Origin of the sequence: Emticicia aquatica, from assembly GCF_923079645.1 — a bacterium.
GTDB lineage: Bacteria > Bacteroidota > Bacteroidia > Cytophagales > Spirosomataceae > Emticicia > Emticicia aquatica.
Map to the genome: position 1 here is coordinate 1,543,382 of NZ_CAKLPY010000002.1, position 26,490 is coordinate 1,569,871.

At 35.7% G+C, this 26,490-nt stretch carries 18 protein-coding genes; 6 read left to right on the plus strand and 12 right to left on the minus strand.

Features of this window, described 5'->3' with window-relative positions:
• The 3 genes from MJQ71_RS16155 to MJQ71_RS16165 all read right to left on the minus strand — a co-directional run bounded on the left by MJQ71_RS16155 (nt 1) and on the right by MJQ71_RS16165 (nt 7,967).
• Nucleotides 1–3,324: a VCBS repeat-containing protein gene (locus MJQ71_RS16155; RefSeq protein WP_238807704.1), complete on the minus strand. Its 3,324-nt coding sequence runs from the start codon at nt 3,322–3,324 to the stop codon at nt 1–3.
• Between the two features lie 108 nt (nt 3,325–3,432).
• A complete protein-coding gene (locus MJQ71_RS16160) occupies nt 3,433–4,911 on the minus strand; it encodes a RagB/SusD family nutrient uptake outer membrane protein (RefSeq protein WP_238807705.1) in 1,479 nt (492 codons plus the stop codon).
• 47 nt (nt 4,912–4,958) lie between these two features.
• Nucleotides 4,959–7,967 (minus strand): SusC/RagA family TonB-linked outer membrane protein, encoded by a 3,009-nt coding sequence (locus MJQ71_RS16165; protein ID WP_238807706.1) that lies wholly within the window; start codon nt 7,965–7,967, stop codon nt 4,959–4,961.
• 466 nt (nt 7,968–8,433) lie between these two features.
• Between MJQ71_RS16165 and MJQ71_RS16170 the strand changes: the two genes are divergently transcribed.
• From MJQ71_RS16170 to MJQ71_RS16180, 3 genes are all read left to right on the plus strand, one after another.
• Nucleotides 8,434–11,361 carry an FAD-binding and (Fe-S)-binding domain-containing protein gene (locus MJQ71_RS16170; protein ID WP_238807707.1) on the plus strand — a complete coding sequence of 976 codons (2,928 nt, stop codon included), beginning with the start codon at nt 8,434–8,436 and terminating at the stop codon, nt 11,359–11,361.
• A gap of 302 nt (nt 11,362–11,663) precedes the next feature.
• Nucleotides 11,664–12,755, plus strand: coding sequence for an alpha/beta hydrolase (locus MJQ71_RS16175; protein ID WP_238807708.1), 1,092 nt, complete (start codon nt 11,664–11,666; stop codon nt 12,753–12,755).
• Nucleotides 12,756–12,902: 147 nt separating this feature from the next.
• Nucleotides 12,903–14,375, plus strand: coding sequence for a leucyl aminopeptidase family protein (locus tag MJQ71_RS16180; protein WP_238807709.1), 1,473 nt, complete (start codon nt 12,903–12,905; stop codon nt 14,373–14,375).
• Nucleotides 14,376–14,380: 5 nt separating this feature from the next.
• Here MJQ71_RS16180 and recO read toward each other — a convergent pair whose 3' ends face one another.
• The 5 genes from recO to MJQ71_RS16205 all read right to left on the minus strand — a co-directional run bounded on the left by recO (nt 14,381) and on the right by MJQ71_RS16205 (nt 18,715).
• Nucleotides 14,381–15,070 (minus strand): DNA repair protein RecO, encoded by a 690-nt coding sequence (gene recO, locus MJQ71_RS16185; RefSeq protein WP_238807711.1) that lies wholly within the window; start codon nt 15,068–15,070, stop codon nt 14,381–14,383.
• The gene (locus MJQ71_RS16190) at nt 15,039–15,644 is read right to left on the minus strand and encodes a cytochrome c oxidase subunit 3 (protein ID WP_238807712.1); all 606 of its coding nucleotides are present in this window, start codon (nt 15,642–15,644) and stop codon (nt 15,039–15,041) included. The genes recO and MJQ71_RS16190 overlap by 32 nt, the downstream gene beginning before the upstream one ends.
• 61 nt (nt 15,645–15,705) lie before the next feature.
• On the minus strand, nt 15,706–16,545 hold the full coding sequence (gene ispE, locus MJQ71_RS16195) for a 4-(cytidine 5'-diphospho)-2-C-methyl-D-erythritol kinase (protein ID WP_238807713.1): 840 nt from the start codon (nt 16,543–16,545) through the stop codon (nt 15,706–15,708).
• 62 nt (nt 16,546–16,607) lie between these two features.
• The gene (locus tag MJQ71_RS16200; RefSeq protein WP_238807714.1) at nt 16,608–17,675 is read right to left on the minus strand and encodes an alpha/beta hydrolase family protein; all 1,068 of its coding nucleotides are present in this window, start codon (nt 17,673–17,675) and stop codon (nt 16,608–16,610) included.
• 104 nt (nt 17,676–17,779) lie between these two features.
• Complete coding sequence (locus MJQ71_RS16205; protein WP_238807715.1) at nt 17,780–18,715, minus strand: hydroxypyruvate isomerase family protein; 936 nt, start codon at nt 18,713–18,715, stop codon at nt 17,780–17,782.
• 376 nt (nt 18,716–19,091) lie between these two features.
• Here MJQ71_RS16205 and MJQ71_RS16210 point away from each other — a divergent pair, with 376 nt between their 5' ends.
• Nucleotides 19,092–20,549, plus strand: coding sequence for a Gfo/Idh/MocA family protein (locus tag MJQ71_RS16210; RefSeq protein WP_238807716.1), 1,458 nt, complete (start codon nt 19,092–19,094; stop codon nt 20,547–20,549).
• Between the two features lie 46 nt (nt 20,550–20,595).
• On the opposite strand, the gene MJQ71_RS16215 is transcribed toward MJQ71_RS16210, so the two are convergent.
• A complete protein-coding gene (locus MJQ71_RS16215) occupies nt 20,596–21,324 on the minus strand; it encodes an RluA family pseudouridine synthase (protein ID WP_238807718.1) in 729 nt (242 codons plus the stop codon).
• Nucleotides 21,325–21,410: 86 nt separating this feature from the next.
• On the minus strand, nt 21,411–22,562 hold the full coding sequence (locus MJQ71_RS16220) for a 1-deoxy-D-xylulose-5-phosphate reductoisomerase (protein ID WP_238807720.1): 1,152 nt from the start codon (nt 22,560–22,562) through the stop codon (nt 21,411–21,413).
• A gap of 248 nt (nt 22,563–22,810) precedes the next feature.
• On the opposite strand from MJQ71_RS16220, the gene MJQ71_RS16225 reads away from it, so the two are divergent.
• Complete coding sequence (locus MJQ71_RS16225) at nt 22,811–23,695, plus strand: fructosamine kinase family protein (RefSeq protein WP_238807721.1); 885 nt, start codon at nt 22,811–22,813, stop codon at nt 23,693–23,695.
• Here the strand turns inward: MJQ71_RS16225 and MJQ71_RS16230 are convergent.
• A complete protein-coding gene (locus tag MJQ71_RS16230; protein ID WP_238807722.1) occupies nt 23,692–24,759 on the minus strand; it encodes a LuxE/PaaK family acyltransferase in 1,068 nt (355 codons plus the stop codon). The genes MJQ71_RS16225 and MJQ71_RS16230 overlap by 4 nt on opposite strands.
• A gap of 150 nt (nt 24,760–24,909) precedes the next feature.
• On the opposite strand from MJQ71_RS16230, the gene MJQ71_RS16235 reads away from it, so the two are divergent.
• Nucleotides 24,910–25,419: a hypothetical protein gene (locus MJQ71_RS16235; RefSeq protein ID WP_238807723.1), complete on the plus strand. Its 510-nt coding sequence runs from the start codon at nt 24,910–24,912 to the stop codon at nt 25,417–25,419.
• A 52-nt stretch (nt 25,420–25,471) separates the two neighbouring features.
• On the opposite strand, the gene MJQ71_RS16240 is transcribed toward MJQ71_RS16235, so the two are convergent.
• Nucleotides 25,472–26,485 (minus strand): dipeptide epimerase, encoded by a 1,014-nt coding sequence (locus MJQ71_RS16240; RefSeq protein WP_238807724.1) that lies wholly within the window; start codon nt 26,483–26,485, stop codon nt 25,472–25,474.
• Nucleotides 26,486–26,490: the final 5 nt, after the last annotated feature.

Sequence of the window (26,490 nt, forward strand, 5' to 3'; positions counted from 1 at the left end):
TTACTTTTTAAAACTAAATACTTGTGCTTTATCATTATTTTTTGCCAACACTACTACCTCTTGATTTGCACCGGCTTTTAATTTATACATTTTTCGTACTTGTCCGATTGTTTTAAATCCAGAATCTTTTGATTTCTTTACTTCAAAAGCTCCTTTTCCTTTGCCTTTTAAAAACAAACCATAATTGGCGTCAAAACGACCCCATTCGGGCAAAACATCGTAGAAGTTTCCTGCTAACAAAATATCTAAAATACCATCTTTGTCAAAATCGCCAATTTCGATTGCCCCAATACGAGAATACTGAGCCTCAACAGGCAATGCTTTTATTTCAAAATTGCCTTTTCCGTCGTTTATCAAGATTATTGATTTGGTGATTGTGATTTTTTTCTCCACGCAATCTTTCATTTGTTCAGGCGAAAACATATCTGTTATGCTCTGATTGGCATAATCAACATATTTTACGTACTTCTTTTTTATCATTGGCAAAGCTCGTTGTAATTCACCTTTCAAAACCATTGGATAAGTTTTGCCATCTTCTGTTAGGCAAGAAATAATTTGTTCAATCGTGCCGTTGTTGTCAAAATCTTTGACGTGAAGAAAAGCTGGATTTTCGGGCGAAACTTTAAGTTTTGTATTGTCACCTATATTTCCAACAATGAAATCTATATCTCCGTCACCATCAATATCAGCAGGTTTAATACAATTCCATAATCCTTCCGAATTTTTGATTTTATTGTTCAACGTCATTTTTCTACCTTTATCATTCTTGAAAACTACGATTTGTCCCCAATCTTGTGTTACAATCAAATCTGTAAATCCATCTTTGTCAATATCGCTCCATTCGGCATCGGTTATCATTCCTAAATCTAGTATTTCAGGCATGAATCTTTTTGACTGATTTTTGAAATTTCCTGTTCCATCATTGATGTAGAAATTACTACTTGGATTTAAACCATATTTCCCCGAAATCATTCTTGAGCCAACAAATAAATCTTGGTCTCCATCATTATCAAAATCGGCAGCCGAAACGCAAGAGCCATTCTCAAAGATTGAAGGAAAACGAATATCACGTGTAAAATTCCCTTTTCCGTCATTGAGATATAGCAAATCGTGAAGTTCTGGGGCATTTTCAATAAATTCATTACTCCCCGTTACTATAAACAAGTCGAGGTCGTTGTCTTTGTCTGCATCAAAAAACAACGCATCTGTATTTTCGGTGGTTATATCCATCCCAAAATCAACTTGTTTAGATTCAACAAATTTTCCGTTTTTTTGCTGAATAAAAAGCTGTTTAACTTGCCCCGCTGCTCCACCTAAATAAAGGTCATCTAATCCGTCTCCGTTGACATCACCAACTGCCATTGCAGGGCCTTGAGTAGAATATTTTTGTTTTAAAAGTACATCACGGTCATAATCTTGAAAATTACTTTCTTGATGTGTGTAAGTAAGTGTATTTGCAGAAATATCGTTAAATATCGGTGCTATTGGAGCAAATTGTTGTTTGAAAACTTGGTCTGCATTTTTATAATCTAATGTAAGTGTTTGGTCAGTTTTTACATTTTTTATCACTTGCATTTTATCATCTGTCCAAATAATTTTCAAAGAATCAATGGTTGATTTATCTCCCAAACCGAATACCATTTGGTGGTCACTCGAAGATTGAAAACCACGATTCGGCATTTGTTGTAAAAGTTTGGTTGTTCCTTGTTGATAAACCGTGATTTTTGCCCCAATTCCATTTAAGTTTTTGGCTGTTCCTTTTAGCTTTACAGTCAAGAAATGATTTTTAGTTTTCTCATTTGTTTTATTTCTAAAAACCGAAAGAGGAGCGTTTACGTTGTTTACTACCAAATCAAGGTCCCCATCGTTATCTAAATCTCCATAAGCTGAGCCGTTTGAAAAACCTGGCCCTTCTAAACCCCAATTTTTTGCTTGATTAGAAAAATTCAAATCACCTGTATTTTTGAAGGCATAGTTTGGAATCGGCTTTGAAGAAATTTTGTCAATAAATTCTTTAGCATTAAACTTTTTGCCTTCAAGCATTTGTTGCATTGTGTTACGGTCGCCCAGAAATTCTACAAAATCTTGGTCAGTTAAATCTTTTGCAATACCGTTTGCTACAAAAATATCTTTTAATCCGTCATTATCGACATCAAAAATTAAAGCTCCCCAACTCCAGTCAGTGGCATGTACGCCAGCCAATTGCCCAACTTCGCTAAACGAGCCATCACCATTATTTAGATGAAGGTTGTTTCTCATGTATTGGTGCCAAAAACCTTGCTTTAACTTTAAATCGACCAAATTGTACCCTTCAAAAACACTCGTCGTTTTTAATCGACGGTCATCTCCTGGTAACATATCGGTTACAAAAATATCTAAATTGCCATCGTTATTAATATCTGCAATGTCAGCACCCATTGAACTAAGGCTAGTATGAGGCATTTCGTTTTCAAGGTCCTCTTTGAATGTTCCGTTTTTCTGATTAATGTACAGATAATCTCTTTCGTAGAAATCGTTTGAGATATAAATATCTGGCCAATTGTCGTTGTTTACATCACCGATTGTGATGCCAAGTCCAAAGCCAATTAAGCTACCGTAGATACCAGCTTCTTCAGATACATCTGTAAATTTTATATCGGTTTCGTTGGGACTGTCATTTCTAAATAATTTATCTCCCCCCAATTTATCTCGCTCATTTCTTAGGTTCATATAACCTAATTTATCAATCGGAGTGAAACTATTATTAAGCAAGTACATATCTAAATCACCGTCACGGTCATAATCGAAAAATGCGGCATGAGTTGAAAACCCACCATCTTCAAGTCCCGCTTCTTTAGCTTGTTCTTTAAAAGATGGAACACCATCTTTTATGCCTTTATTGATGTACAATTGATTGCCTCTTTGGTCTCTACTTCCCGAGTTACAAACATAAATGTCCATCAATCCATCGCCGTTTACATCAGCAAAAGTGACACCAGTTGACCAGAATTTTTTACCAACAATGCCCGCTTTTACAGTGATGTCTTCAAATTGAAAAGATGACCCTTCTTTTTTGCCTTTGTTGAGATATAACTTGTTATCTTCAAAATTTGAAGTCACAAAAATATCTGAAAAACCGTCGTTATTTACGTCGCCAATAGCAACCCCGCCACCATTGTAGAAATTTCGGTAGTTAAAAATGTTGAACTCTTTTTTTTCGAGACTTCTGTTTACAAAATCTATTCCTGTTTGTGATGCGGGTAAAGACTCAAATAATGTTTCTTGTGATTCTTTGCAGGAAAGTGTAAGAAAAATGCAAGAGATAGCCCAAAGTATCTTTTTCATCAATTATAGGTTAAAGTAATTATACCACAAAGATATTATTGTTTGATGGTTTAAAAAAATAAAAAGGCAGAACCGTTAGGAACTGCCTTTTTATTAAGAAACTAAATATTAATACCCAGGATTTTGTTTCAATAATGGGTTAGCATCAATACGTTGTTGAGGAATTGGGAACAATTCTCTTGTTTTGTCAACAACTTTCATGAATTTTCTTGCAGTACTGAAAGTTCCGAAACGAATCATATCATTACGTCTCCATCCTTCCCAAGCTAATTCACGACCTCTTTCTGCCAAAATATCTTCAGCAGTGATAGCTTTCAATGGCTCAACCAATGATCTCTCTCTGATTTTATTTACATCAGCAAGAGCTTCTGAAGTTTTACCAAGTCTGAAAGCTGCTTCAGCTCTCATCAAAATAGCGTCTGCCAAACGGAAGAATACATAGTCATTATCTTGGTCTCCATTAGGGTTGTTTCTTTGAATCTCATATTTTTGAGAACGAATACCAGCTACTTGGAATTCAGGGTCAGCATCTGTCATTTGGTCTTTAGCGAAATCAGCAATAAACGCCAATGGTTGGTTTTTAGCATCTTTCAAAGCTGCTCCTGAAGCAGAATATTGTTGACCAGCAATCCACATTTTGCTACGAGCATCTTTTGCATCAAAAGAGTTGTAGAAATCAGCTAATGTACAGAAACCATTCCATGGAGCATTACCTAAACCATATGTTTGTTGGTTAGCATAGTGCAAAGTTCTCATTTGGAAGTTCAAACCACCAGCCAAGAAGCTATCAAAAGGAATATTGAAGATTGCCTCAGATGAACCTTGGTTTTGAGTTGTAAAGTTAGCCAAAGTAGTTGCAGCTAATGAATAACTATTTTTCGAGTTAATAACTTTATTGATAGTATCATAAGCTTTTTGCCATTCTGCTGAGCCTTTGTAAACACCAGCATTCAAGTATAATTTAGCTAACAACATAGTTGCAGCATCTTGCGTCATACGACCGTAAGCTTTTCCAGCTGGAAGACTTGGAATCGCTGAATTCAATTCTGATTCAATAAATGCATAAACTTCAGCACGTGATTTCGTTGCACCTGAAGATGTAGCATCTGTAACAATTGGCACATTACCAAAAGCATCAATTGCCATTGAATAATAATACGCACGAATAGCACGTAATTCGTCAACCGCTGCTTTGTTAGCACTTACAACCGGAATTAATTGATTTACTTGTGCAATATTTCCAAAGATATGTCCCCACATACCATTTATTGGACCGTGTTGTGGAGTCCAAGTGTGGCGAGAATACGCCAACCAGTCACCGTTATCAAACCAGTCTCCACCACGAGTTGGAACGATTAATTCATCAGAAGTAGCTTCACTTGGGTTGAACCAATCCCATGTAATACCTCTCATACCAGAGTAAGCTGGTCCAAGAGCTGCTGCTACTTGAGCATCAGTTTTCAAAAATTGGTCAGCTGGGATTGAGTCATACACAGGCTCAGTTAAATCTGTACAAGATTGAAGTGATAGAGACACCACAACCGCCACAGAAAGTGCTTTTGAAATGTGTTTTTTTATATTATTCATGATTAAATTAATATTTTAAATAATAAACAATGAGTTTAATAAAATGTTTAGAAACTAACATTTACACCCGCTGTAATACCACGAGTTTTGTAATAAGTTTCACGAACATCAATACCTGGTGCTTGAGAACCAATTGATAATGCTTGGCTAACTTCTGGGTCAACACCTGAGTATTTAGTGAATAATAACAAATTATTACCAGCAACATAAACACGAGCTCTTTTAACAATACCTTTTCCTACTGGAATTGTGTATCCTAATGAAGCGTTGTTCAAACGTAGGTAGTTACCTGACTCTACATAATAATCCATCGGGATAGTTTGTGTATCATTGATTTTTGAAGTCAATGCACCAACTAAAGCATTACTTTCAGCAATACGACCATCTTGTCTTCCTAATAACAATGCATTAGTGTTCATGATTTTTGCACCTAAATTGCTTGTAAATTGGAATTGGAAGTCAATGTTTTTGTATTTGATGTTATTTGACAAACCACCAACGAAGAATGGATTTGGATTACCGATATAATCTCTGTCACCAGCACTTGGTTCGATTTTACCATTACCATCTAGGTCTTTAAATACATAAGTTCCTTTGTCAGAAATGCTAGCAACTTTAGCTCCGTAGAATACACCAACTGGTTGTCCAGCTTGTAATACTGAGAAGTTTACTGCAGATGTACCTCTGATGAAGTTACCTAAGCTAGTAGATAAGAATACTTGGTCAGGAGCCGCGAATTCATTGTTTTTCAAACTAATAATTTTGTTTTTATTGAATGAACCTGCGAATGTAGAGCTAAATGAGAAATCTTTAGTGTCAATCCATTGGTAAGACATTGAAATCTCAACACCACGGTTTTGCATGCTACCAATATTTGCTAAGATAGTTGGATATACATATCCTTTCTCTTGAGGTGCATTTACTGTATATAACAAGTCTTTAGTTTGACGAGTGTACCAGTCAATCGAACCCGAGATTTTTCCTTTTAATAATGAGTAGTCTAAACCAGCACCGTAGTTTTCGTTAACTTCCCATTTCAAGTTAGGGTTAGCATTTGATTGGATAGCGTAAGCAGGTAAGAAGCTACCAGTGTTTCCATCATAGTAAGATCCACTTGGACCGTAGAATGATTTAGAAAGCAATGGTCTGATACCTTCAGAGTTACCAGTTCTACCCCAGCTAACACGAAGTTTCATGTTATCTACAATTGAACTACCTTTCAAGAAAGCCTCTTCGCTAATTGCCCAACCCACTGAAACCGATGGGAAGAAGCCCCATTTGTTGTTATCACCAAATTTAGTAGAACCATCACGACGAACGTTAACTGTTGCAAAATATTTGTTTGCTAAGCTATATTGAGCACGACCTAAGAACGAAACCAATTTGTATTCATTTTTGTATGAACCAATGAAACCAGGGTTAGTTCTGATACCAAGTCCTGAACCAATATTGTTTGCTTCAAAAATGTCTGTCAAGAAGTTATTGTTAACAACACCAAATCCATCACTGATTACATCTTGGTAAGTATAACCACCTAATAAGTTCAAGTTACTGTTAGCAGATAATGCTTTGCTATAACTCAATGTTGTTTCTAACTGTTTGTCAGTAACTGCATTCAATTGACGCATTGCAGAGTTTCCACCAAATCCTCTTGTTGGAACATTAGCAAATGAATTTTGGAATGCACTGATGTTATTTGCTTGTGTACGTAGAGTTCCACTAACATTAAATACTAAACCTTCTGCAATTGTATAACCAGCTTGAACGTTTGCTAACAAATCACTCAATTTTTCTTGTTGAGTTCTGTTTTCAACGATTGCTAAAGGGTTATAGTTAGCGAATGTTCCAGGAATTTGGTAGTAAGAACCATCCGCATTGTAAATAGGGTCAGTTGGACGCATATTTTGAGCAAGACCTAAAGCGATATTTTGAGCAATGTCACCATTTGATTGTGAAGCAGAGACGTTAAATTTCATGTTCAATTTACCATTTAATGCTTTAGAATCAAGGTTCAAACGTGCATTCAAACGATTTTTCCCAGAACCAATTAATGTGCCAACTTGGTCTAAATAACCAACAGAAGCTCTATATGAAGTATTTTCAGAACCACCAGATACACCAACATTGTAGTTTTGAGTATGAGCAGTACGAGTAATTACATCTAACCAATCAGTATTTGCACCATTATCAGTAAAAGTTTGATTGTATTTTTTAGCTGCTTCTCTAAACTGAGCACCATTCATTAAATCAGGTTTTTGAGAGATTGTTTCAGTACCATAATAAGCATTGAAATCTACAGAAGGAGCACCAGATTTACCTCTTTTAGTAGTAATCAAGATAACACCATTCGCACCTCTTGAACCATAGATAGCTGCAGAAGAAGCATCTCTTAAAACATCCATTGTTTGAATATCTTCTGGTGCAATATTTTGAATTGGAGCACCAATCACACCGTCAATCACATAAAGTGGCTCAGAACCAGCACTTAATGAACCAGTACCTCTCAAACGAACCGTTGGAGTTGCATTTGGGTCACCACTACTTTGTGTAATAACTAAACCAGCAACTTTACCTTGAGCGGCAGCTAATGGGTTAGTAACAATACCTGCGTTAAAATCACGGCTACCTAAACTGGTTACTGTACCCGAAATTTCTTTTCTCTTTTGTGTACCGTAACCAACGACAACCACTTCTTCAAGGGCTTTTGTGTCGTCAACCAATGTTACATCAACAACAGTTTTGTTGCCAATTGCAACTTCTTTGGTTTCCATACCTACGAAACTGAATACCAATACTCCGCTTTTCGGAACACCAGCTAGTTTGTAAGTTCCGTCTAAGCCTGTTTGAGTACCTTTTGTAGTACCTTTTGATTGTACAGTTACGCCTGGCAATCCGCTGCCATCAGCTCCTTTTACTGTACCCGAAACAGTTACTTCTTGTGCCATCACAGAGAATGTGAGTGATGTTAACAGCATTGCAGCTATAGTGAAAATTGATTTTTTCACACAAGCTGATAGTCGCCCAACATAGCGACCCACTTGGTAGGACTTCATCATAGGTTGTAATTAAAGAAAGATTAATAAATGATTAATTTAACTTAAAAAATAAGTTCTCTAAATTCTAGTAATTTCATAGTAAATTATCGTTGATTAGACAGTTTTAACCGAGCGATATAGAAATTTGTTTAGAAAACGTTGAACTATTTTTTCAATTAACCCCCAAAATTACAAAAAGAAATATATAAAGTCCAAAAGTTTATATTAAAAAATAAAATTTCTTCAAAAAATTCAATTTTGAAAAATTGTACAAAAACAATATAGCTTTTAGTTTTTCATCGTAATTTTGTAATCAGGTTTAGGTATAAAAATTAAGCTTGTTACTTAATAATTACAATTATTCAGATATCTAAACCTAATTTTTTTTAAAATTTGTACTTTTTTAAGATTATTTTTCTGTGGATATGTTTTTTTAGTAACGGTTCTAAAAATTAAATATCTTTGAAAAATTCAAAACCTGCCGATAATGATTGACCAACAATTAAAGCAGCTTGCCAAAGATTTAGCTGGTGAACTCTACCTTGATAACGTGATGCGTACGCTGTACGCTACTGATGCGTCGGCTTATCGTGAAATGCCACTTGCGGTAGCAATTCCTAAAGATGAGTCCGACATAAAAAAACTAATATCCTTTGCACAAAATAATAAAACATCCTTGATCCCTCGAACTGCTGGAACTTCTCTCGCTGGACAAGTAGTCGGAAATGGAATAATCGTGGATGTCTCTCGTACATTTACTAAAATATTGGAGGTAAATAAAGAAGAAAATTGGGTACGAGTTCAACCTGGAGTTGTACGCGACGAATTAAATTTCTTCTTGAAAGAATACGGTCTTTTCTTTGGACCAGAAACATCAACGGCCAATCGTGCAATGGTGGGTGGAATGGTGGGCAATAATTCTTGCGGGTCAAACTCGGTTGTTTATGGTAGCACCCGTGACCATCTTATGGAAGTTAAAGGATTTTTGAGCGATGGGAGTGAGGTTGTTTTCAAAGATTTAACAGCAGAGCAGTTTAAACAAAAAGTTGAAGCAAGCACAAACACTCTTGAAAATCAGATTTATAAAAGTACATATAATGTATTGAGTAATCCTTCAAATCAACAGGAAATTCGCCAAGAATTTCCTAAACCAAGTATTAAAAGACGTAATACTGGTTATGCCATTGACGAATTGCTAGAAACCGAAATATTTACTTCAACTACAAATGAGCCTTTCAATTTTTGTAAACTGATTGCTGGTTCGGAAGGAACGTTAATGTTTTTGACAGAATTAAAACTGCACGTTAATCCCTTGCCTCCAAAAGATTTAGGATTGGTTTGTGTGCATTTCAATTCAGTTGACGAGTCGCTTCGTGCCAATTTGATTGCCTTAAAATATAATCCATCAGCGGTTGAGTTAATAGACCATTACATATTAGAATGTACGAAAGAAAATAAAGAACAACTACAAAATCGTTTTTTCGTGCAAGGTGACCCTGGAGCAATTTTAGTAGTTGAACTAGCTCGAAACTCTAAAGAAGAAGTTATGAAATTGGCTACCGAAATGGAAGCCGAAATGAGAGCAGCAGGTTTAGGTTATCATTTTCCTTTGCTTTTTGGAGATGACACAAAAAAAATATGGACTTTACGAAAAGCAGGCTTAGGTTTGTTGTCAAACCTTCCTGGCGATGAAAAAGCAGTTGCTGTAATTGAGGATACAGCCGTTGATGTCAATGACTTACCCGATTTTATTCGAGAGTTTAATGATATTTTGACTAAAAATAATATGTCGGCGGTGCATTATGCTCATGCTGGCTCAGGCGAAATTCACCTTAGGCCTATCATTAATCTTAAAACACAAGAAGGACATCGTCAATTTAGATTAATTGCTGAAGAAATTTCAACCTTAGTAAAAAAATATAAAGGCTCGCTTTCTGGCGAACATGGCGACGGGCGTTTACGAGGCGAATTTATTCGTCAGCAAATCGGGGATAAAAACTATGCCTTAATTAAAGAATTAAAACAAGTGTGGGATGCACAAAATATTTTCAATCCAAACAAGATTGTTGATACACCTCCAATGGATAAATTCTTGCGTTATGAGGCTGACCAAAAAGTGCCAGAATTCAAAACAGTTTTCAGATTTAACAATCAAAATATTCTTCAACATGCCGAACAATGTAATGGTTCGGGTGATTGCCGAAAAACAGAATTAAGTGGCGGCACGATGTGTCCGAGCTATATGGCTACTCGTAACGAAAAAGATACAACTCGAGCGAGAGCGAATATTTTGAGAGAAGTATTGACCAACTCCGAAAAAATCAATCGTTTTGATAGTAAGGAAGTCAAAGAAGTAATGGATTTGTGTTTGGTTTGCAAAGGCTGCAAATCTGAATGCCCATCAAACGTTGATGTTGCGAAGTTAAAAATGGAGTTTTTACAGCATTACCACGAGCAGAATGGCTTGCCATTAAGGTCGTGGTTAATTGGAAATTATGCCAAAATGAGTAATATCGCTTCGTATATTCCTTGGGCGTATAATTTGGTTTTAGGAAATGCTCCTTTGCGTAAAATTGCGAATCGAGTTATTGGTTTTCATCCTGAAAGAACAATGCCTTTATTGGGTAAAAATACACTAAAAGCTTGGTTTTCTAAGGAAGTGAAGCCAAACCTAGCTAGTGGAAAACGCCTAGTTTATTTGTTTTGCGATGAATTTACCAATTTTAATGATGTTGAGATTGGTAAAAAAGCACTCGAATTATTACAAAAGCTTGGTTATGAGGTAGTTATTCCAAACCATGTTGATTCTGGAAGAGCCTATTTATCAAAAGGAATGTTGAAAGATGCTCAGAAATTGGCTAATCAAAATGTGGCTTTGTTGAAAGATATTGTGAATGACGAAACGCCAATCATCGGCATTGAGCCATCGGCGATATTGACTTTCAGAGATGAATACCCAGATTTGGTTGAAGAAAATTTGATTGATTCTGCTAAAAAATTGGCAAAAAATGCTTTAATGATTGATGAATTTATTGCCCGTGAAATTGATGCTAAACGAATTACGAGTGAAAATTTTACGGATAAAAAACGTTTGATTAAACTGCACGGACATTGCCAACAAAAATCTGTTGCATCGCTCACGCCAACGAAAAAAATACTTTCATTACCCCAAAATTACGAAGTTCACCTCATTCCATCGGGTTGTTGTGGCATGGCGGGGTCATTTGGCTACGAAAAAGAGCATTATGATTTGTCAATGAAAATTGGTGAATTAGTGCTTTTCCCAACAGTAAGAAAACAGCCCGAAGAGGTAATTATTGCTGCTCCAGGAACGAGTTGTCGCCATCAAATTCATGACGGAACGGGTCGAAAAGCTCTTCATCCTGTCGAAATTCTTTGGCAAGCATTGGTTTAAAATATTAATTTTTATACTTTTTTTGGCGGGATTTTTGCTCTCTTTTGGGTAAAAATTCCGCTATTTTTTTGTATAAACCTTAATCAAAAAACTAATTTGCTAAAATAGTATAGATTTTTTAGCCTTTTTGTAAAAATTACCAATTAAGTTATATTTTAAATTAAAATATTTATAAAAAAAAACCTTTTTTGGCTTATAAATAGATTAAATTTTGAATCCATTGCTTATTTTCAGAACACAATTGTTCTTTACAGCGTTATAATTTGTAAATTTACACTTACAGACCACTACAAAAAGTTAAAATGAGTAATAGAAAATTATTGAGTTTAGAATTAACCACACCAGTTGATGATGATAGACCTGTTTATCTTTCAGGCAACTTTTGTGAATGGAACCCAGATATTCCTGACTTTGAGATGAAGCGTGTGAGCAAGGGAAAGTACAAATTTACTTTTGCACCAGAAATTAAGCTACCAGATACAATCGAATATAAATATACCCGTGGCGGCTGGAATTATGTAGAATTAGATACTTACGGAAATTCGCCAGAAAACAGAAAAATTGATTCTAGTGTAGGAAATTTTACAGATTTCGTGCCTTATTGGAGACACGATGGTTCTACGGCTTTTATCAAAAAACTGATGCCAAAAGTGAAAGTTGTTTCAGAAAAATTTGAAATACCTCAACTTGGTAAAACACGGAAAATTTATATTTTGCTTCCTCACGATTACGAACAAAATACCGAAAAACGTTATCCAGTTTTGTATATGCAAGATGCCCAAAATTTATTTGGGAAAGGGTCTAGTTTTGGTAATTGGGAAATTGATAAACGTTTGTCATTATTGGCAGAACGTGAAAAAGGAGATGTCATTATTGTGGCCATTGACCATGCAGATGAAGAGCGTTTTAATGAATATTCGCCTTATACAGTAGAGAAAAAAGGCAAAGGTTTGGGTATGAAGTATGCTAACTTTATTGTTCGTAACTTAAAACCATTTATTGATGCTAATTATAGAACAAAAACTGAGCGTCAATTTACAGGAATTGGCGGTAGTTCAATGGGCGGCTTGATTAGTATTTATGCTGGACTGATGTATCCAGAAGCAATTGGTCGATTGATGGTACTTTCGCCCGCTCTTTGGGTTTCTCCGAAAATATATTTTGATGCTATTGAGTTTTTTAGCCCAATGGATACTAATATTTATCTTTATGGCGGAGGAAAGGAAGGCTCGGCAATGATTCCGAACGTGAAAAAAATGAAAGAAACTATCGAAAGTCAAGGTTGGGATACAGAGAAAATCCAAATCAAACTCTCGACTGACCCAAAAGGTGAGCATAACGAAAAGCGTTGGGGACAAGAATTTCCGAAAGCAATAGAATGGTTGTTTTTTTAATCGTCTAAATTTTTTTAGAACGCTGATGCCACTGGTATATTCAATATTGATTCTCGGTTTTTATCCTTGAAAATCAATGTTAGAAATCAGTAGCATCGGCGTTATGTTTTATAGTCAAATGTAATCTTTATAATCGAGCGTAGTCTTATGAAAATCAACATAACTCACAATAATACAATTGCCAAAACGATTATTTTTCCATTATTGGACAATGAATATTTAGCAGAAAATCTATCTAAAATTGCCAAACATGTTGGTTTAAATGCTGAGCATCTACAACAAGATTTTAAGGCAGGTTTGAAAGAAAGTTTAATACTTTATGGAAACCAAGAAGGGCTAGAAAAAGTATATCTTTTGGGTTTAGGTAAATCTCCAAAGCAAATAGATTTTGTAAAAGCTTTTCGTTCTTTTTTCTATAATTCTAAGAAAAAACTACCCAAAAATGTCGGATTAAAGCTGAAAATGGCTGGATTGGAAGCATATACAGAGTTTATTGTGAACGGAATTTGCTTAGCTGATTATGAAGTAGGTGTTTATAAAACTGAACAAAAAAAAGTAGCAGACTTTTTTAGTGAGGAAGCTGTTTTGGAAATACAAGTAACAGAAAGTACCATTGAAACAGTAGAAAAATCGGCTAAAATCGGGCATGAAATGGCAGAAACACAAGCACGAATAATGGCTTTAGTTGATGCACCTGCTAATTTTAAATATCCTCAAAAAATTGCTGAATTCGCTATTGAATCGGGTGAAAAATATGGCTTTGATGTAAAGGTTTTTGATGAAAAACAATGTCTTGAACTCGGACTTCATGCACTTTTGGCTGTTGGAAGGGGAAGTACCGAAAATCCAGCGAGATTTATTGTGATGGAATACAATGCTTCTCAAGAAAATGTTAAAAAAATAGGATTGGTTGGCAAAGGTGTAACTTTTGATACTGGAGGAATTTCAATCAAAGGTTCGGCGAGCATGAGTTATATGAAATCAGATATGGGTGGTGCAGGAGCAGTTTTAGGAACATTGGAAATGGTAGCCAAACTAAAACTTCCTGTACATTTAATTGGGGTTATTCCGTGTACTGAAAACTGTGTTGATGGCAATGCCTTAAAGCCCAGTGAAGTTATTTCGTCGTATTCGGGCAAAACAATTGAAGTGATTGATACTGATGCCGAAGGGCGTTTGGTTTTGGCTGATGGACTTTCATATATCAAGAAAAATTTTGAACCAGATGTAATCATTGATTTGGCAACACTTACAGGAAATTGTATTTCGGCTTTGGGTTATGTTGCCGCAGGATTACTTTCAAATAACGATATTTTAGCTAATAAACTCTTGGAAATCAGTCAATTAACTGGGGAAAAACTTTGGCGTTTACCACTTTGGGATGATTACAAAGATATGATGAATTCTGACATTGCAGATATTAAAAATCTTTCTTCAGCTCCATTGGCAGGAGCAATTACGGCCGCCAAATTTTTAGAAGTTTTTATTGATGGACATACAAATTGGGCTCATTTGGATATTGCTGGATTAGCTTTTGGCGATTCTGAATTTGCTAAAATGAAGTCAGGAACTGCTTATGGAGTCAATTTATTGACTACTTGGTTAAGAGAAATAAATTAAACTGTTTAACTCAAAACTTCTCGTAAAACTTGTAATGATTTTATTTCTCCAAACTCTTCAACATGGAGTTGGTAGAATATGATTATTACTTCAAGCAAGTGATTTCTTACGCCTCTATTCATTAAAAGAGGTGTTTGATAATCTGCTAAAATGAGCTGATTCATTAATTTTTGATAATCATTGTCGAAAGGAATCGTTATGTTGAATTCCTTGAATTGAGTAACAATTTCGGCGGCATCTTGTGGGGAAAAACCTAAGAAAAAAGCGTATTTGAGTAAAAAAATGAGATGAAAATTTTCAAAATGTTCTTCAGTTTCATCTAAAAAAATAAGAGAATGATAAAGAAAATCGAATAAAACTTCATTTTCGGTATGTTCTTTCAATGTTTTGTTCAAAACTTCATCCAAAAACATTGCGATACTTGATTTATGAATTTCATAAGGCAATGTCAGAAATGGAAATCCAGCTTTTATTTCAGAAATTCGATGAAGGTCTTTTTTTTCGTCGTGATAAATGACTAAATCTAGAAGTGAAAGTGGCTGAAAAAGGGCAATTTTGTTTTTTCCTTTGCTACTTCTTACACCATTTTCGATAAAAGATTGAATACCGAATTTTTCGGTGTAAACCTTAACGATGATAGACGTTTCTCGATAACGAATATAATTAATGACTATTCCCCGAGTTTTGTGTAGCATGATAAAGTAGAAAAAGAAAAATTGCTATCCATAGAATATCAATGAAATGCCAATAAATACTTATTAGCTTGATTTTCAATTGGTTAGGAGGATTAACACTATATACGTAAGAATCGACATATTCCATCCGCTGGAAAGCATCTGTATTAGCAGAAGCCAATGCGATAAGTCCGCCAAGTGTATGAAAAATATGCAATCCAGACAAAATGTAGATAAACATTCCACCTGTATTATTTCTCATTGTGATGCCCGAAGAAAGCAATGTTTTCCAACCAAAACCTTGTAAAACAATGAAAAATAATCCTGCAATTAGCGTCAAAGAAATATTAAGTCGATAACTGCGGAAACGTTCTTCTCGAAATGCTTTGTTGGCCCAGTGTAAAGTGGCACTACTCGCCAAAATTACCCATGTACTTGCCCAAAAAACTGCAGGGATTTTGAGTGGAATATCTTGGTTTCTATGTTCTTTCGTAATAAAAACGAGAATTAGGAATAAAAAGAGCAAAGCACTACCAACCATGGCTAAATATAGCATGAATGTAAATGGTTCACGGCGTTTGGTTAATCTATTCATACCCCCTTGCCCCTAAAGGGGAATTTTAATTTTGCAATAATTTTTCTTTGGTATAATATTTTTAATTTTTCAAGACTCCTTGCCATACAGCAAAATTTGGAAAATGAGTCTTTATGTCAATTTTTAGAGATTCCGACTCATTATCGAAAATGCCATAAACGGTCGAACCCGAACCTGTCATTGAGGCGTAAATTGCTCCTGATTGATAAAGAGATTCTTTAATGTCTGCAATGGTTGGATATGATATTAACAGTTTTTCTTCAAAATCGTTTTTAATTATTTTTTTCCATGAAACAATTGGTTGCATTAAAGCCTCTTTCAGTGAAATTTCTGGTTTTTTAGGTGAAACTCCTGCATAAGCCTCAGCAGTTGAAATATGAATATCTGGATTAACCAACACTACATATTTACCTTTCAAATCTAACGAAAAATCCTCAAATTGGTCGCCTTTATCATAGCAAAAAACAGGTCTATTTTCGATAAAAAATGCACAGTCCGACCCTAATTGTCGAGCAAAATCTTTTAACTCATCATTTGAAAGGTTCAAATCATAAACTTCATTGAGCATTGTGAGCGTAAAAGCTCCATCTGCCGAACCGCCACCCAAGCCTGCACCCATTGGAATAACTTTGTGAAGGTGAATTATTGGTGGTAAAGTAATGCGAGATTTGAGCAAATTCCACGCTTTTAGACATAAATTGGAACTTTCGTTTCCAGGAATTATCAAACCTGAACTTTGAAAAGTAGCTTCTTTGGCACTTGAATCTTGCGAAGGAATTATCTCTAATACGTCGCACCATTCAACTGGATAAAACACAGATTCGATATTATGAAAACCATCCGTTCGTTTTTCGATGATGTTTAAGCCGATATTTATTTTTGCGTTGGGAAATGTAAGCATTTTCAGGATTTTTCAAAATTCAAATTTAATCAACCGTTCAGTAAATACATAGTAAAACAATCTTAGTTTATGTTTTCAGAGAGCCAATCGCTCATTAATTGTAGAGCTTCAGGAGCGAAATCTTCTTTTATTGTTGGATATTCTTGCGGCAAACCTGTAACCGAATGTTGGAAAAGATGATTTAGTCCTTCTAGTTTAACGATTTTGTAGTGCTTGTTCTTTGCTTTTTTTAAACCTTCTTCTATTCCCGCCAAATTTTCTTCTGGAAAAACTTGGTGGTCTTTTTCTCCGTTTATTACCAAAACTGGACATTTTGTTTTAAATAATGCTGTTTTTGGGTCATATCGAATAAAAAAACGTCCCCAATCAATGGCAATATTTTTGAATGTATAATAAATATTGGCCAGGTTTCCTGCATATTTAGTATCTTCGGTAGTGAGGCTATCTCGCCAGTTTTTGGTAAGCCTTTCCAAATCAACCAATGCTTCAGATTGAGAGTTTGCTTGTTTGTAAGCCTTTAAAACATTGGCAACGTATTGAGCATATTTTTGCTTAAAATTAACTGGTATATTTGGTAAAGCGTCAATTTGATAGGTCAATTGTTTCTGCAAGACAACTTCGCCCGAAACACCAGTTCCTGCCAATAAAACGATATAAGCTACGTCTTTTGAGTGTGCTGCAACCATTGGTGCAATCATTCCTCCTTCGCTGTGGCCAATTAAGCCAATCTTTTTAGGGTTTATTTCCGTACGAGTTTTCAAGAAATTGATACCAGATTCTACATCTTTGGCAAAATTTTCACTCGTTATTGCTTTTGGATTTTTACCAATTGTTGTTTTTCCTGCTCCTCTATCATCGACCCGAAGTACCGCAAAACCTCTTGCTGAAAGATATTCTGCAATAATTTTGAATGGCTTATGCCCAAAAATAGTTTCGTCTCGGTCTTGTGTTCCCGAACCAGTAATTAGGATTACAGCAGGAAATTTTGAGCCACTTTCGGGCATTGTGAGTGTGCCAAAAATATGAACAGAATCGGCTATATTCCAGTAATTTACTTCTTCTGATTTAAAAGAGGTTTGGGCAAAAGTTACTTGAATAACAAAAATTGAAAGGATAATTATGTATTTCATGAAGTGTTTTACGGTTTGTGGGTCAATATTAATTAAAACTTACAGAAATAAAAAAGGAGCTTTACCAGAATAAAGCTCCAATCGTTATAAAAAATAAATTTTGCTTAAAAATTATCGCTCCATTGATATGCTTCAATAAGTTTGGCTTCGCCTTCTTTTCCTTTAGCGAAATTTCCGTGTTCCATTCCCATGATAAACTCTTGGTTATTGGCTTTTGATTTGTCGTAAATGTGTTTAAAAAGAGCTTTATAATTTATTTCGCCCGTTGTTGGTTCTTTGCGACCAGGTTCATCGCCGATTTGGAAATAAGCAATTTCTTCCCAACACCAATCCATATTTTGTGTCATCCGACCTTCATTGCGTTGCATGTGCCACATATCAAATAAAATTTTACATGATGGACTATTGACAGCTTTACAAATCATATAAGTTTGGTCGGAATGACGTAAAAACAAGTCTGCGTTGTCGCTTAGTGGTTCTAAAACCATTGTCAGATTATGCGGTTCAAAAATATCACAAGCACGGCGTAGGGCGTCAATTACGTTAGCAGTTTGAATACCTAAAGGCAAATTTCTTTCAAAATAGCCAGGCACAACAGTCATGAATTTTGCATTACATCGTTTGGCTGTTTCTACTGACGCACGGCAGGTTTTCAAGAAGTTTTCGAGAAATTCTTTTTTGCCAGTAGCTAGCGAAGTTTTCCAATTGTCGCCACCATCAACCACAAAAACGCCCATTTTCATGCCAAGTTTTGCCAATGTTTCGCCAATTTTTGTTTGGGTTTCAGTACTTCGATTGAGCATTCCATTATCTTCTAATGCCATGAAACCGTTTTCGGCCATAAATTTGAGTTGGTCGAAAAGGTCTTTTCCTGCGGAGTTTTCAAACATTCCGAAATGTGGAGCATAGAGAAGTTTATATGTTGGTGCGACTGATTTTTTGATTGACGAATTTTCAGTGGCAAACACAGCCGTTGGTGTTCCTATGGTGGTAGCTCCAGCTGCTAGGACACTTTTAGAAAGGAAATTTCTGCGATTCATTAGTTTTATAGATTGAAGGTTGAATGATTATATTTACTAAAAGTGTGAATTTGTAAGTTGCCCACATCTCTCAGTTGATACTAAACAAATGTACAATTGAAAAATGGATTTTCCATATCTACTAATCGCAGAACGTAGTTTTGAAGCAACAAAAACAAATAGAAAATGCCAGTGACATAAATCTAAGAATATTTAAAATATCTCACCAATTTATAAAATTGTTTATATATCCTTACTTTAAACTAAATTTATTTCTTATTGTAAGTATTTGACTATAACTTTTTATTAGTTTAGCAAAGTAAAAAGTGGTGTTCAAAAAGAAACATCAGTTCTTATAAAAGTTTAATTATTCAATCCTAAAAATGAAGTTTAAAACATGAAAGAGAAATCAAATGAGTCTCGGCGAGAATTTATAAAAAAGGGAGCTATTGCATCCTCTTTTTTCATTGTGCCGAGAAATGTACTTGGTGGATTGGGATATATTTCCCCAAGTGACCAACTTAACATTGCAGCCATCGGTGCAGGAGGAAAAGGCCGAAGCGATATTAAAAATGCTTCAGTAAATGGTCGTGAGCGAATAGTATCCCTTTGTGATGTTGATTTTTCAGGTTCAGCAAAAGAAACCGTTGGGCTATTTCCGAATGCCAAACGTTATGCCGACTACCGAGAAATGTTGGATAAAGAAAAAGATATTGATGCTGTTACGATTTCAACACCAGACCATGTGCATGGCCCAGCCGCAGCTTATGCAATGGAACGAGGAAAACATGTTTATGTTCAGAAACCAATGACGCATAACATTCGTGAAGCTCGTTTGCTAACTGAAATGGCAAGAAAAAATAAAATTGTAAGCCAAATGGGTAATCAAGGAGGTTCAAATCCACTCTTGATTACTGTACAAAATTGGATAGATTCAGGAAGATTAGGGAAAATCGGTAAAGTTCAGATTTGGACAAACCGACCAGTTTGGCCGCAAGGTTTTGCCATGCCAAAACCTGATGATAGCTTAAAACCAAAAGATTTAGATTGGAATTTATGGCTTGGACCAAACGAATATAAGCCTTATATACCAAATATGCACCCATTCAATTGGCGTGGTTGGTGGGATTATGGTACAGGAGCATTGGGTGATGTGGGTTGCCACCTAATAGACATTCCATTCAGAACATTAGGCTTAAAATATCCAACTGATGCTGAGTGTAGTGTAGCTTCGGTATATACAAAAATGTGGACGGCCGATTATAATCCAGAAGGTTGTCCAGCATCTTCATTTATAACACTTCATTTTGGAGCAACCGCAAAAAGCAAATCGCCAATAGAAATGTCTTGGAGTGATGGCGGTATTAGACCTTCACACCCTGATATTATTCCTGCAAATGAAGACATTGGTGGAACAAATAGTAGCAATGGTGTATTAATTATTGGTGAAAAAGGCATTATTTCAACCAATATCAATGATAGCTCGCCGATGATGCCAAAATTGTTTTTGAATGACGGAACAAAGGAACTCGGCCCAGATTTACCTAAAGATATTGAGCCTGAATACGGACATCAACGTAAGTGGGTTGATGCTTGTAAAGCAGGATTCAAAAGCAAAGAACATTTAGCTTTAACGTCTTCATTTGATTATGCTGGCCCAATGACTGAAACAGTTTTGATGGGAAATTTAGCAATTAGAAGCTATATGTTACGGAAAGAAAATAGTAAAGGACAAATGGAGTTCTTTGCCCGTAAAAAACTTCTTTGGGACGGTGAAAATATGAGAATAACTAACTTAGAAGAAGCTAATCAATTTGTAGGTAGAAGCAGCTACCGAGATGGTTGGAAAGTGTAGTAAATATTTAAAAAGCGTTTGGGGCGACCCAAACGCTTTTATTTTCTCAGTATAAAAAGTCCAAATTTTCGGTTTTTACATCTTCAGGTTCAAGTTCCAAAAACTCTTCCCAGAATGGATTTTCGGGCAATGCTGCTTTACAAATAATTGGCTCTTTTTTTACAGGATGTACAAAATACAAGCGTCGAGCGTGTAAATTGATATTTCCTTCCAGATTTGGTCTTGGATAACCGTATTTTACATCTCCTCTGATTGGGCAACCCATTTTGGCTAATTGCACACGAATTTGATGCGGACGACCCGTAATTGGATTGATTTCAAGTAAATGATAATGATTGATTTCACCCAAATATCTGTAGGTTAATTCGGCTTTTTGCGAACCTGCTACTTCTTCGTCAAAAGCCTTTACGGTGTTTCTATTTTCGTCTTTCACTAACCAATTGGTCAATTTTCCTGTTTTTTTCTCAGGTTTATTGCCAACAACTGCCCAATATGTTTTCTGAATTTCTCTTTTTCGGAAAAGCTCATTCATGCGTTCGAGAGCTTTTGAGGTTCGAGCAAAAACTACCAAACCGCTTACAGGGCGGTCAAGTCGATGTACTGTTCCTAAAAACACATCGCCTGGTTTATTATATTTTTGTTTGATGTAATCTTTTACATAATCAGACAATGTTTTATCGCCAGTGCTATCTCCTTGCACCAAAATGCCTTGAGCCTTATTGACAATAATGATATGATTGTCTTCGTAAATTACTTGAAATGGTTTCTTTGCCATGATATTTTATTAGTGCGGTGAACGATTTCTGAACCATTTACCTAATTTGTATTCTTTTTTCTAAAGTTGTGTTTTTAAGGTTTTATCTAAACAAACGCCAAAGCCAAACGTCTGGTTTCTTTATCCGTTTCAATATAATCTTCTAGGGTAGGGGTTTGTACAAAACTCACTTTTTGCATACAATCTTCAATCAGGTCGGACATTTCTAAGAAGCCAATTTCATCACGCAAGAAAGCGGCAACCGCAATTTCGTTGGCAGCATTAACAATACAAGCCATGTTTCCGCCAACTTTGAGAGCCTCAAAAGCAAAACTTAAATTTCTAAATGTCTGATAATCAGGTTTTTCAAAAGTCAATGATGGAAATTGAGCAAAATCCATTCTTGGAAAATTAGATTTCAAACGGTTTGGATAGCCAATCGCAAACTGAATCGGCACTCGCATATCAGGTAAACCCATTTGGGCTTTCATGCTACCATCTTCAAACTGAACCATCGAATGAATAATACTTTGTGGATGCACCACCACTTCGATTTGTTCGGGCGTTAACCCAAAAAGCCATTTTGCTTCAATTACTTCTAAGCCTTTATTCATCAACGATGCCGAATCAATCGTTATTTTTGCTCCCATGCTCCAGTTTGGATGTTTGAGGGCCTGTGCTTTAGTTACCGTTTTCAGGAAATCTCGGTCTTTCCCACGAAATGGGCCACCCGACGCAGTCAAAATTATTTTTTCGATTGGGTTGTGAAATTCACCAACCAAGCATTGAAATATAGCCGAATGTTCGGAATCAACAGGTAAAATATCAACTTTGTGTTTTTGAGCCAAATCAGTTACTAATTCGCCAGCCACAACGAGGGTTTCTTTGTTTGCTAAAGCGATATGTTTACCAGCCTTGATGGCCGCAACCGTTGGAATCAAGCCTGCATAACCAACCAATGCCGTCAAAACCATGTTTACCGATTCCATTTCGACAACCGAAATCAGGGATTTTTCGCCAGTAAAAACTTTTATATCAAGTGGGTCAAGTGCTGCAAAAACCTTGTCGTAAAGACTTTCATTAGAAATAACAACTACGTTCGGACGAAATTTGGCTGCCTGTTCAATAAGTAAATCGGCATTATTTTGAGCTGTAAGAACTTCGACTTCAAAAATATCAGGATTTGCCTCAACTACTTCCAAAGCTTGAGTACCAATCGAACCCGTTGAGCCAAGTATGGCGAGATGACGTTTTTGCATGAAAAAAATCGACTGTTTATAAATATACTTAAATTTTAGCACAAAGTTCGGAAAATTTAATGATAAAGTTTTTATTTTGCCAATCGTTATCCAATTGAATTATAGATTACGAATGCTAAATTATAAACGTGAATACTATAAGTGTTTGATTATAAGCGAATTGTATGTGTCTTTTGAAGATATATAATAATAATAGAGAATACGATTTATCATGTTTTGTTCCCTTTTAGGGCTAAGAGGCGGTTTATATGAAGACAACAGAAGAGCAATTCCAGTTTTTTGAAGGTGTTTTTTTTGAAACCCTCGGGCATGATGTGCAAGTGACCGAATATCGTTTACTGCAAGGTGGTAGTATCAATATTACGGTGCAAGTGGTAACAAATGAAGGTAAATTCTTTATAAAATATAATACTCGGAATCATGAACAAATGTTTGAAACCGAAGCCAAAGGCCTTGATTTGCTGCGTGAAACGAATGCCGTACGTGTGCCAGAAGTAATAAATTGGGGGCGTAGAGATGGACAAGATTATTTGGTTTTAGAAAATATCGAATATACAAAACCCAATGTTGATTATTGGGAAAATTTGGGTGAAAAAATAGCGGCATTACACCGAAATACTGATGAAAAATTTGGATTAGATTTTGATAATTACATCGGTTCGCTTCGCCAAAGTAATGAAAAAAAAGATGACTGGTTAACGTTTTTTATCGAAAAAAGATTAAATCTCCAAGCTGGTTTAGCATATTATAATGAGTTGATTAGTAAAGAATTATATGATAAATTTCAACAGTTTTATAAAATTCTTCCCGAATTATTGCCAGTTGAAAAACCATCTTTTCTGCATGGAGATTTATGGTCTGGCAATGTAATTACCGATAATAACGGAAATCCTTGCTTAATTGACCCAGCTGTTTATTATGGAAATCGTGAAATGGAAATCGCATTTACCAACCTTTTTGGGGGATTCGACCAACGTTTCTACGACACTTATCACGAAGTATTTCCACTTCAACCTCGCTTCGATTTGCGTGTGCCTATTTATAATATTTATCCACTTTTGGTGCATGTTAACCTTTTCGGTACAAGTTATTTGCCGCCAGTTGTTCGTACCTTGAATAAATATTTATCTTAAACGACCATCAAGTTACAGCCTCTAATATCTGAATTATCAAATCTGCCAATGATGCTAAATGATTGATTATGAGTGTTATATGCTCCTAAATCTTGCGTTTCGATGAAACAGCAAGAATCAATATTCGCTAAATCAACCACATTGATTCCACCACGAATGATACTTCGCTCCGAATGAGAGCTTGTTTTTAAGGTCGAAATAATTTTGAAAGGGTCATTGATTTCCCGCAATAATACTTTCATTGTTTTGGGTAATTCAAAAACACCATCGCCTTTTGAATATCCTTGCGAAAGCAATTCGGTCATGCCATATTCGGAATGTATTTTATCAATGCCAAAAGCACTTGTCAAAATCTCGTGTACTTCTTCTCGCAAAAGTTCTTTTCGGCGGCCTTTCATGCCACCCGTTTCCATGACAATAAGTTTATCTTTGAGTTGGTGCATCGGCGTCAAATCTTCACCAGATTCGGCCAAATCAAGTAAAGCAAATGTAACACCAATCAGTAAGATTTTTTTGTTAGAAGAACGCCGACTATCAGATAATTGACGCAGTTTTTGGAGGAGTTCATGGGTGTTTTTTAGATAAAAACCCGATTCACGAGAAAATGTACGATAAATAAAACTTTGAACCATATACACCAACGACGAGTTATTTCGTTCAAGATAAGATGGAAGCAAAGCTAAAATATGGAAGTCACTGAGTGGGCCGTAAAATTGTTCAAATATCTTTTGGCTCAAGTATTCATAAAATGGCAAGTCGCTTACGAGATGTTTGCTGGTGAGGTCGCCAGTTGTTCCACTACTTTCAAAAACCATTTGAGTAGGAGCATTATCAGAAACAATTGTATGGTATTTAAAAAACTGAATTGGCAAAAAAGGGATTTTGTCTAAACGATTGATTTTAAGAGGATTAACTTTTAAACAACTCAAATATTCTTTATAGACAAAGTTACTTGAAGCTTGAAAACGAAAAATCTCTAAAGCTAATTCTTCAAAATCATGTGGTCTTAAAGATTTATCGCTTAATTGCAAAACCGCTGATTTTAGTTCATCTCGAATACCCATGAAAAATTTTAATGTTTATTGATTTATACGCAACAAGTTTTTTCTTGAAAAATGAAGGAAGTATAAATTTTTACTAAATTAGCAGATAGATTACGATTTTAAAAATGAATAGACTTTTTAAGTGCTATTGATTAAAATTACATATTAACAATGAAAAAGGTTTCAGGATTTATTATTTTAGCTGCAATAGCCTCATTAGCAGGATGTTACAAAGAAACAACGTTTGATGTAAAACCCGCCATTGAGTTTAAAACATTACGCAAAGAAATCAGATTAGACCAATTTTCGGGTTCTAAAAAGGATTCTGTGATTTTAACAATAAAATTTCAAGATGGTGATGGAGATTTAGGTTTGAATGAAAAAGAAAAAGCTGCAGCCGAATTGAAGAGCGACTATAATTATATTATCAGACTTTTTCGTAAAAAGAAAGGTGTTTTTCAGGAATTCGTGCCAGATGTACCTTATTCAGGATATTTTCCACGTTTAAAAAGTGATGGAAAAGTTGGCCCAATCGAAGGTTCGATTGATTATTCAGTTGATTTTCCGCACCCATTTACACCAGTAAAGGATTCTTTGAAATTTCAAATTACTATCAAAGACCGAGCAGGCAATGTGAGTAACACTGCCGAGTCGAGCTTAATCATATTGAATGAGTTTTGATAAGATAATTGGCCATTTGTCTTCAAATTTGAAGGCTAATGGCCAATTGCTATTATAAATTTAAGGTAGCTCCCGTACCGTTTCTTTTCGGGAAAATAGGCTTTCCTTTATCTAAATAGACACCTTCGGCAGGGTCATTTGAAATCAAAATTGAGCCGTCCATGTCAACATAATCGAGCAAAGGAGTAAGTTGCCCAATGGCGGAAATGCCAATGCTTGTTTCGGTCATGCAGCCACACATTACTTGTAATCCTAAACTTCGAGCCTCAGCAATCATGCGTAAGGCAGGTGTAATTCCACCACATTTTGCCAATTTTACATTTACGCCATCAAACTTGCCGACACATTTTTTTACATCTTCTTCAACGATACAACTTTCATCAGCAATTAAAGGTAAAACCGAACCTCTCATTACTTCAATCATTGGTTCATAATCGTCCTTTTTCATGGGTTGTTCAATAAATTCAACGCCCAATTCAGCGAATGCCTTTGAATTTTCAATTGTTTCTTCCACGCCCCACGCACAGTTAGCATCGACCCTAAAAAGGGCATCGGTATGTTTGCGAAGTTCTCGCACAATTTCAACATCGTGGTCGGTGCCGAGTTTTATTTTATAAATCGGGAAATCAAATTCTTGCATTTTTTCAACCATTTTTTCGATGGTATCAATGCCAATGGTATAATTGGAATACGGAACTTTTGAGATGTCGAGTCCCCAAATTTCGTACAAAGGTTTTCCTTGTTTTTTGCCCCATAAATCCCAAACAGCCATATCTAAGGCACAATGAGCAAAAGAATCATCTTTTAAAAATGGATACATTACTGCCCAAAATTCTTCGGGACTTTGTAGATCGTAGTTCTCTATAAACTCTTGATATTGAGCAAGTTTGTCTCTCATACCTTCGGCCGTAACGCCATAGTACGGAATCGGTGTAGCTTCTCCGTAACCGCTGTGTTCGCCATCTTGTAGCTCCACAATGAATGCGTCAATGTCATCACGTGAACCATGAGCAATCGTAAATGTATGCCGCATTTGCAGCGTCAGGATATGGAATTTTAGTTTCATTATTG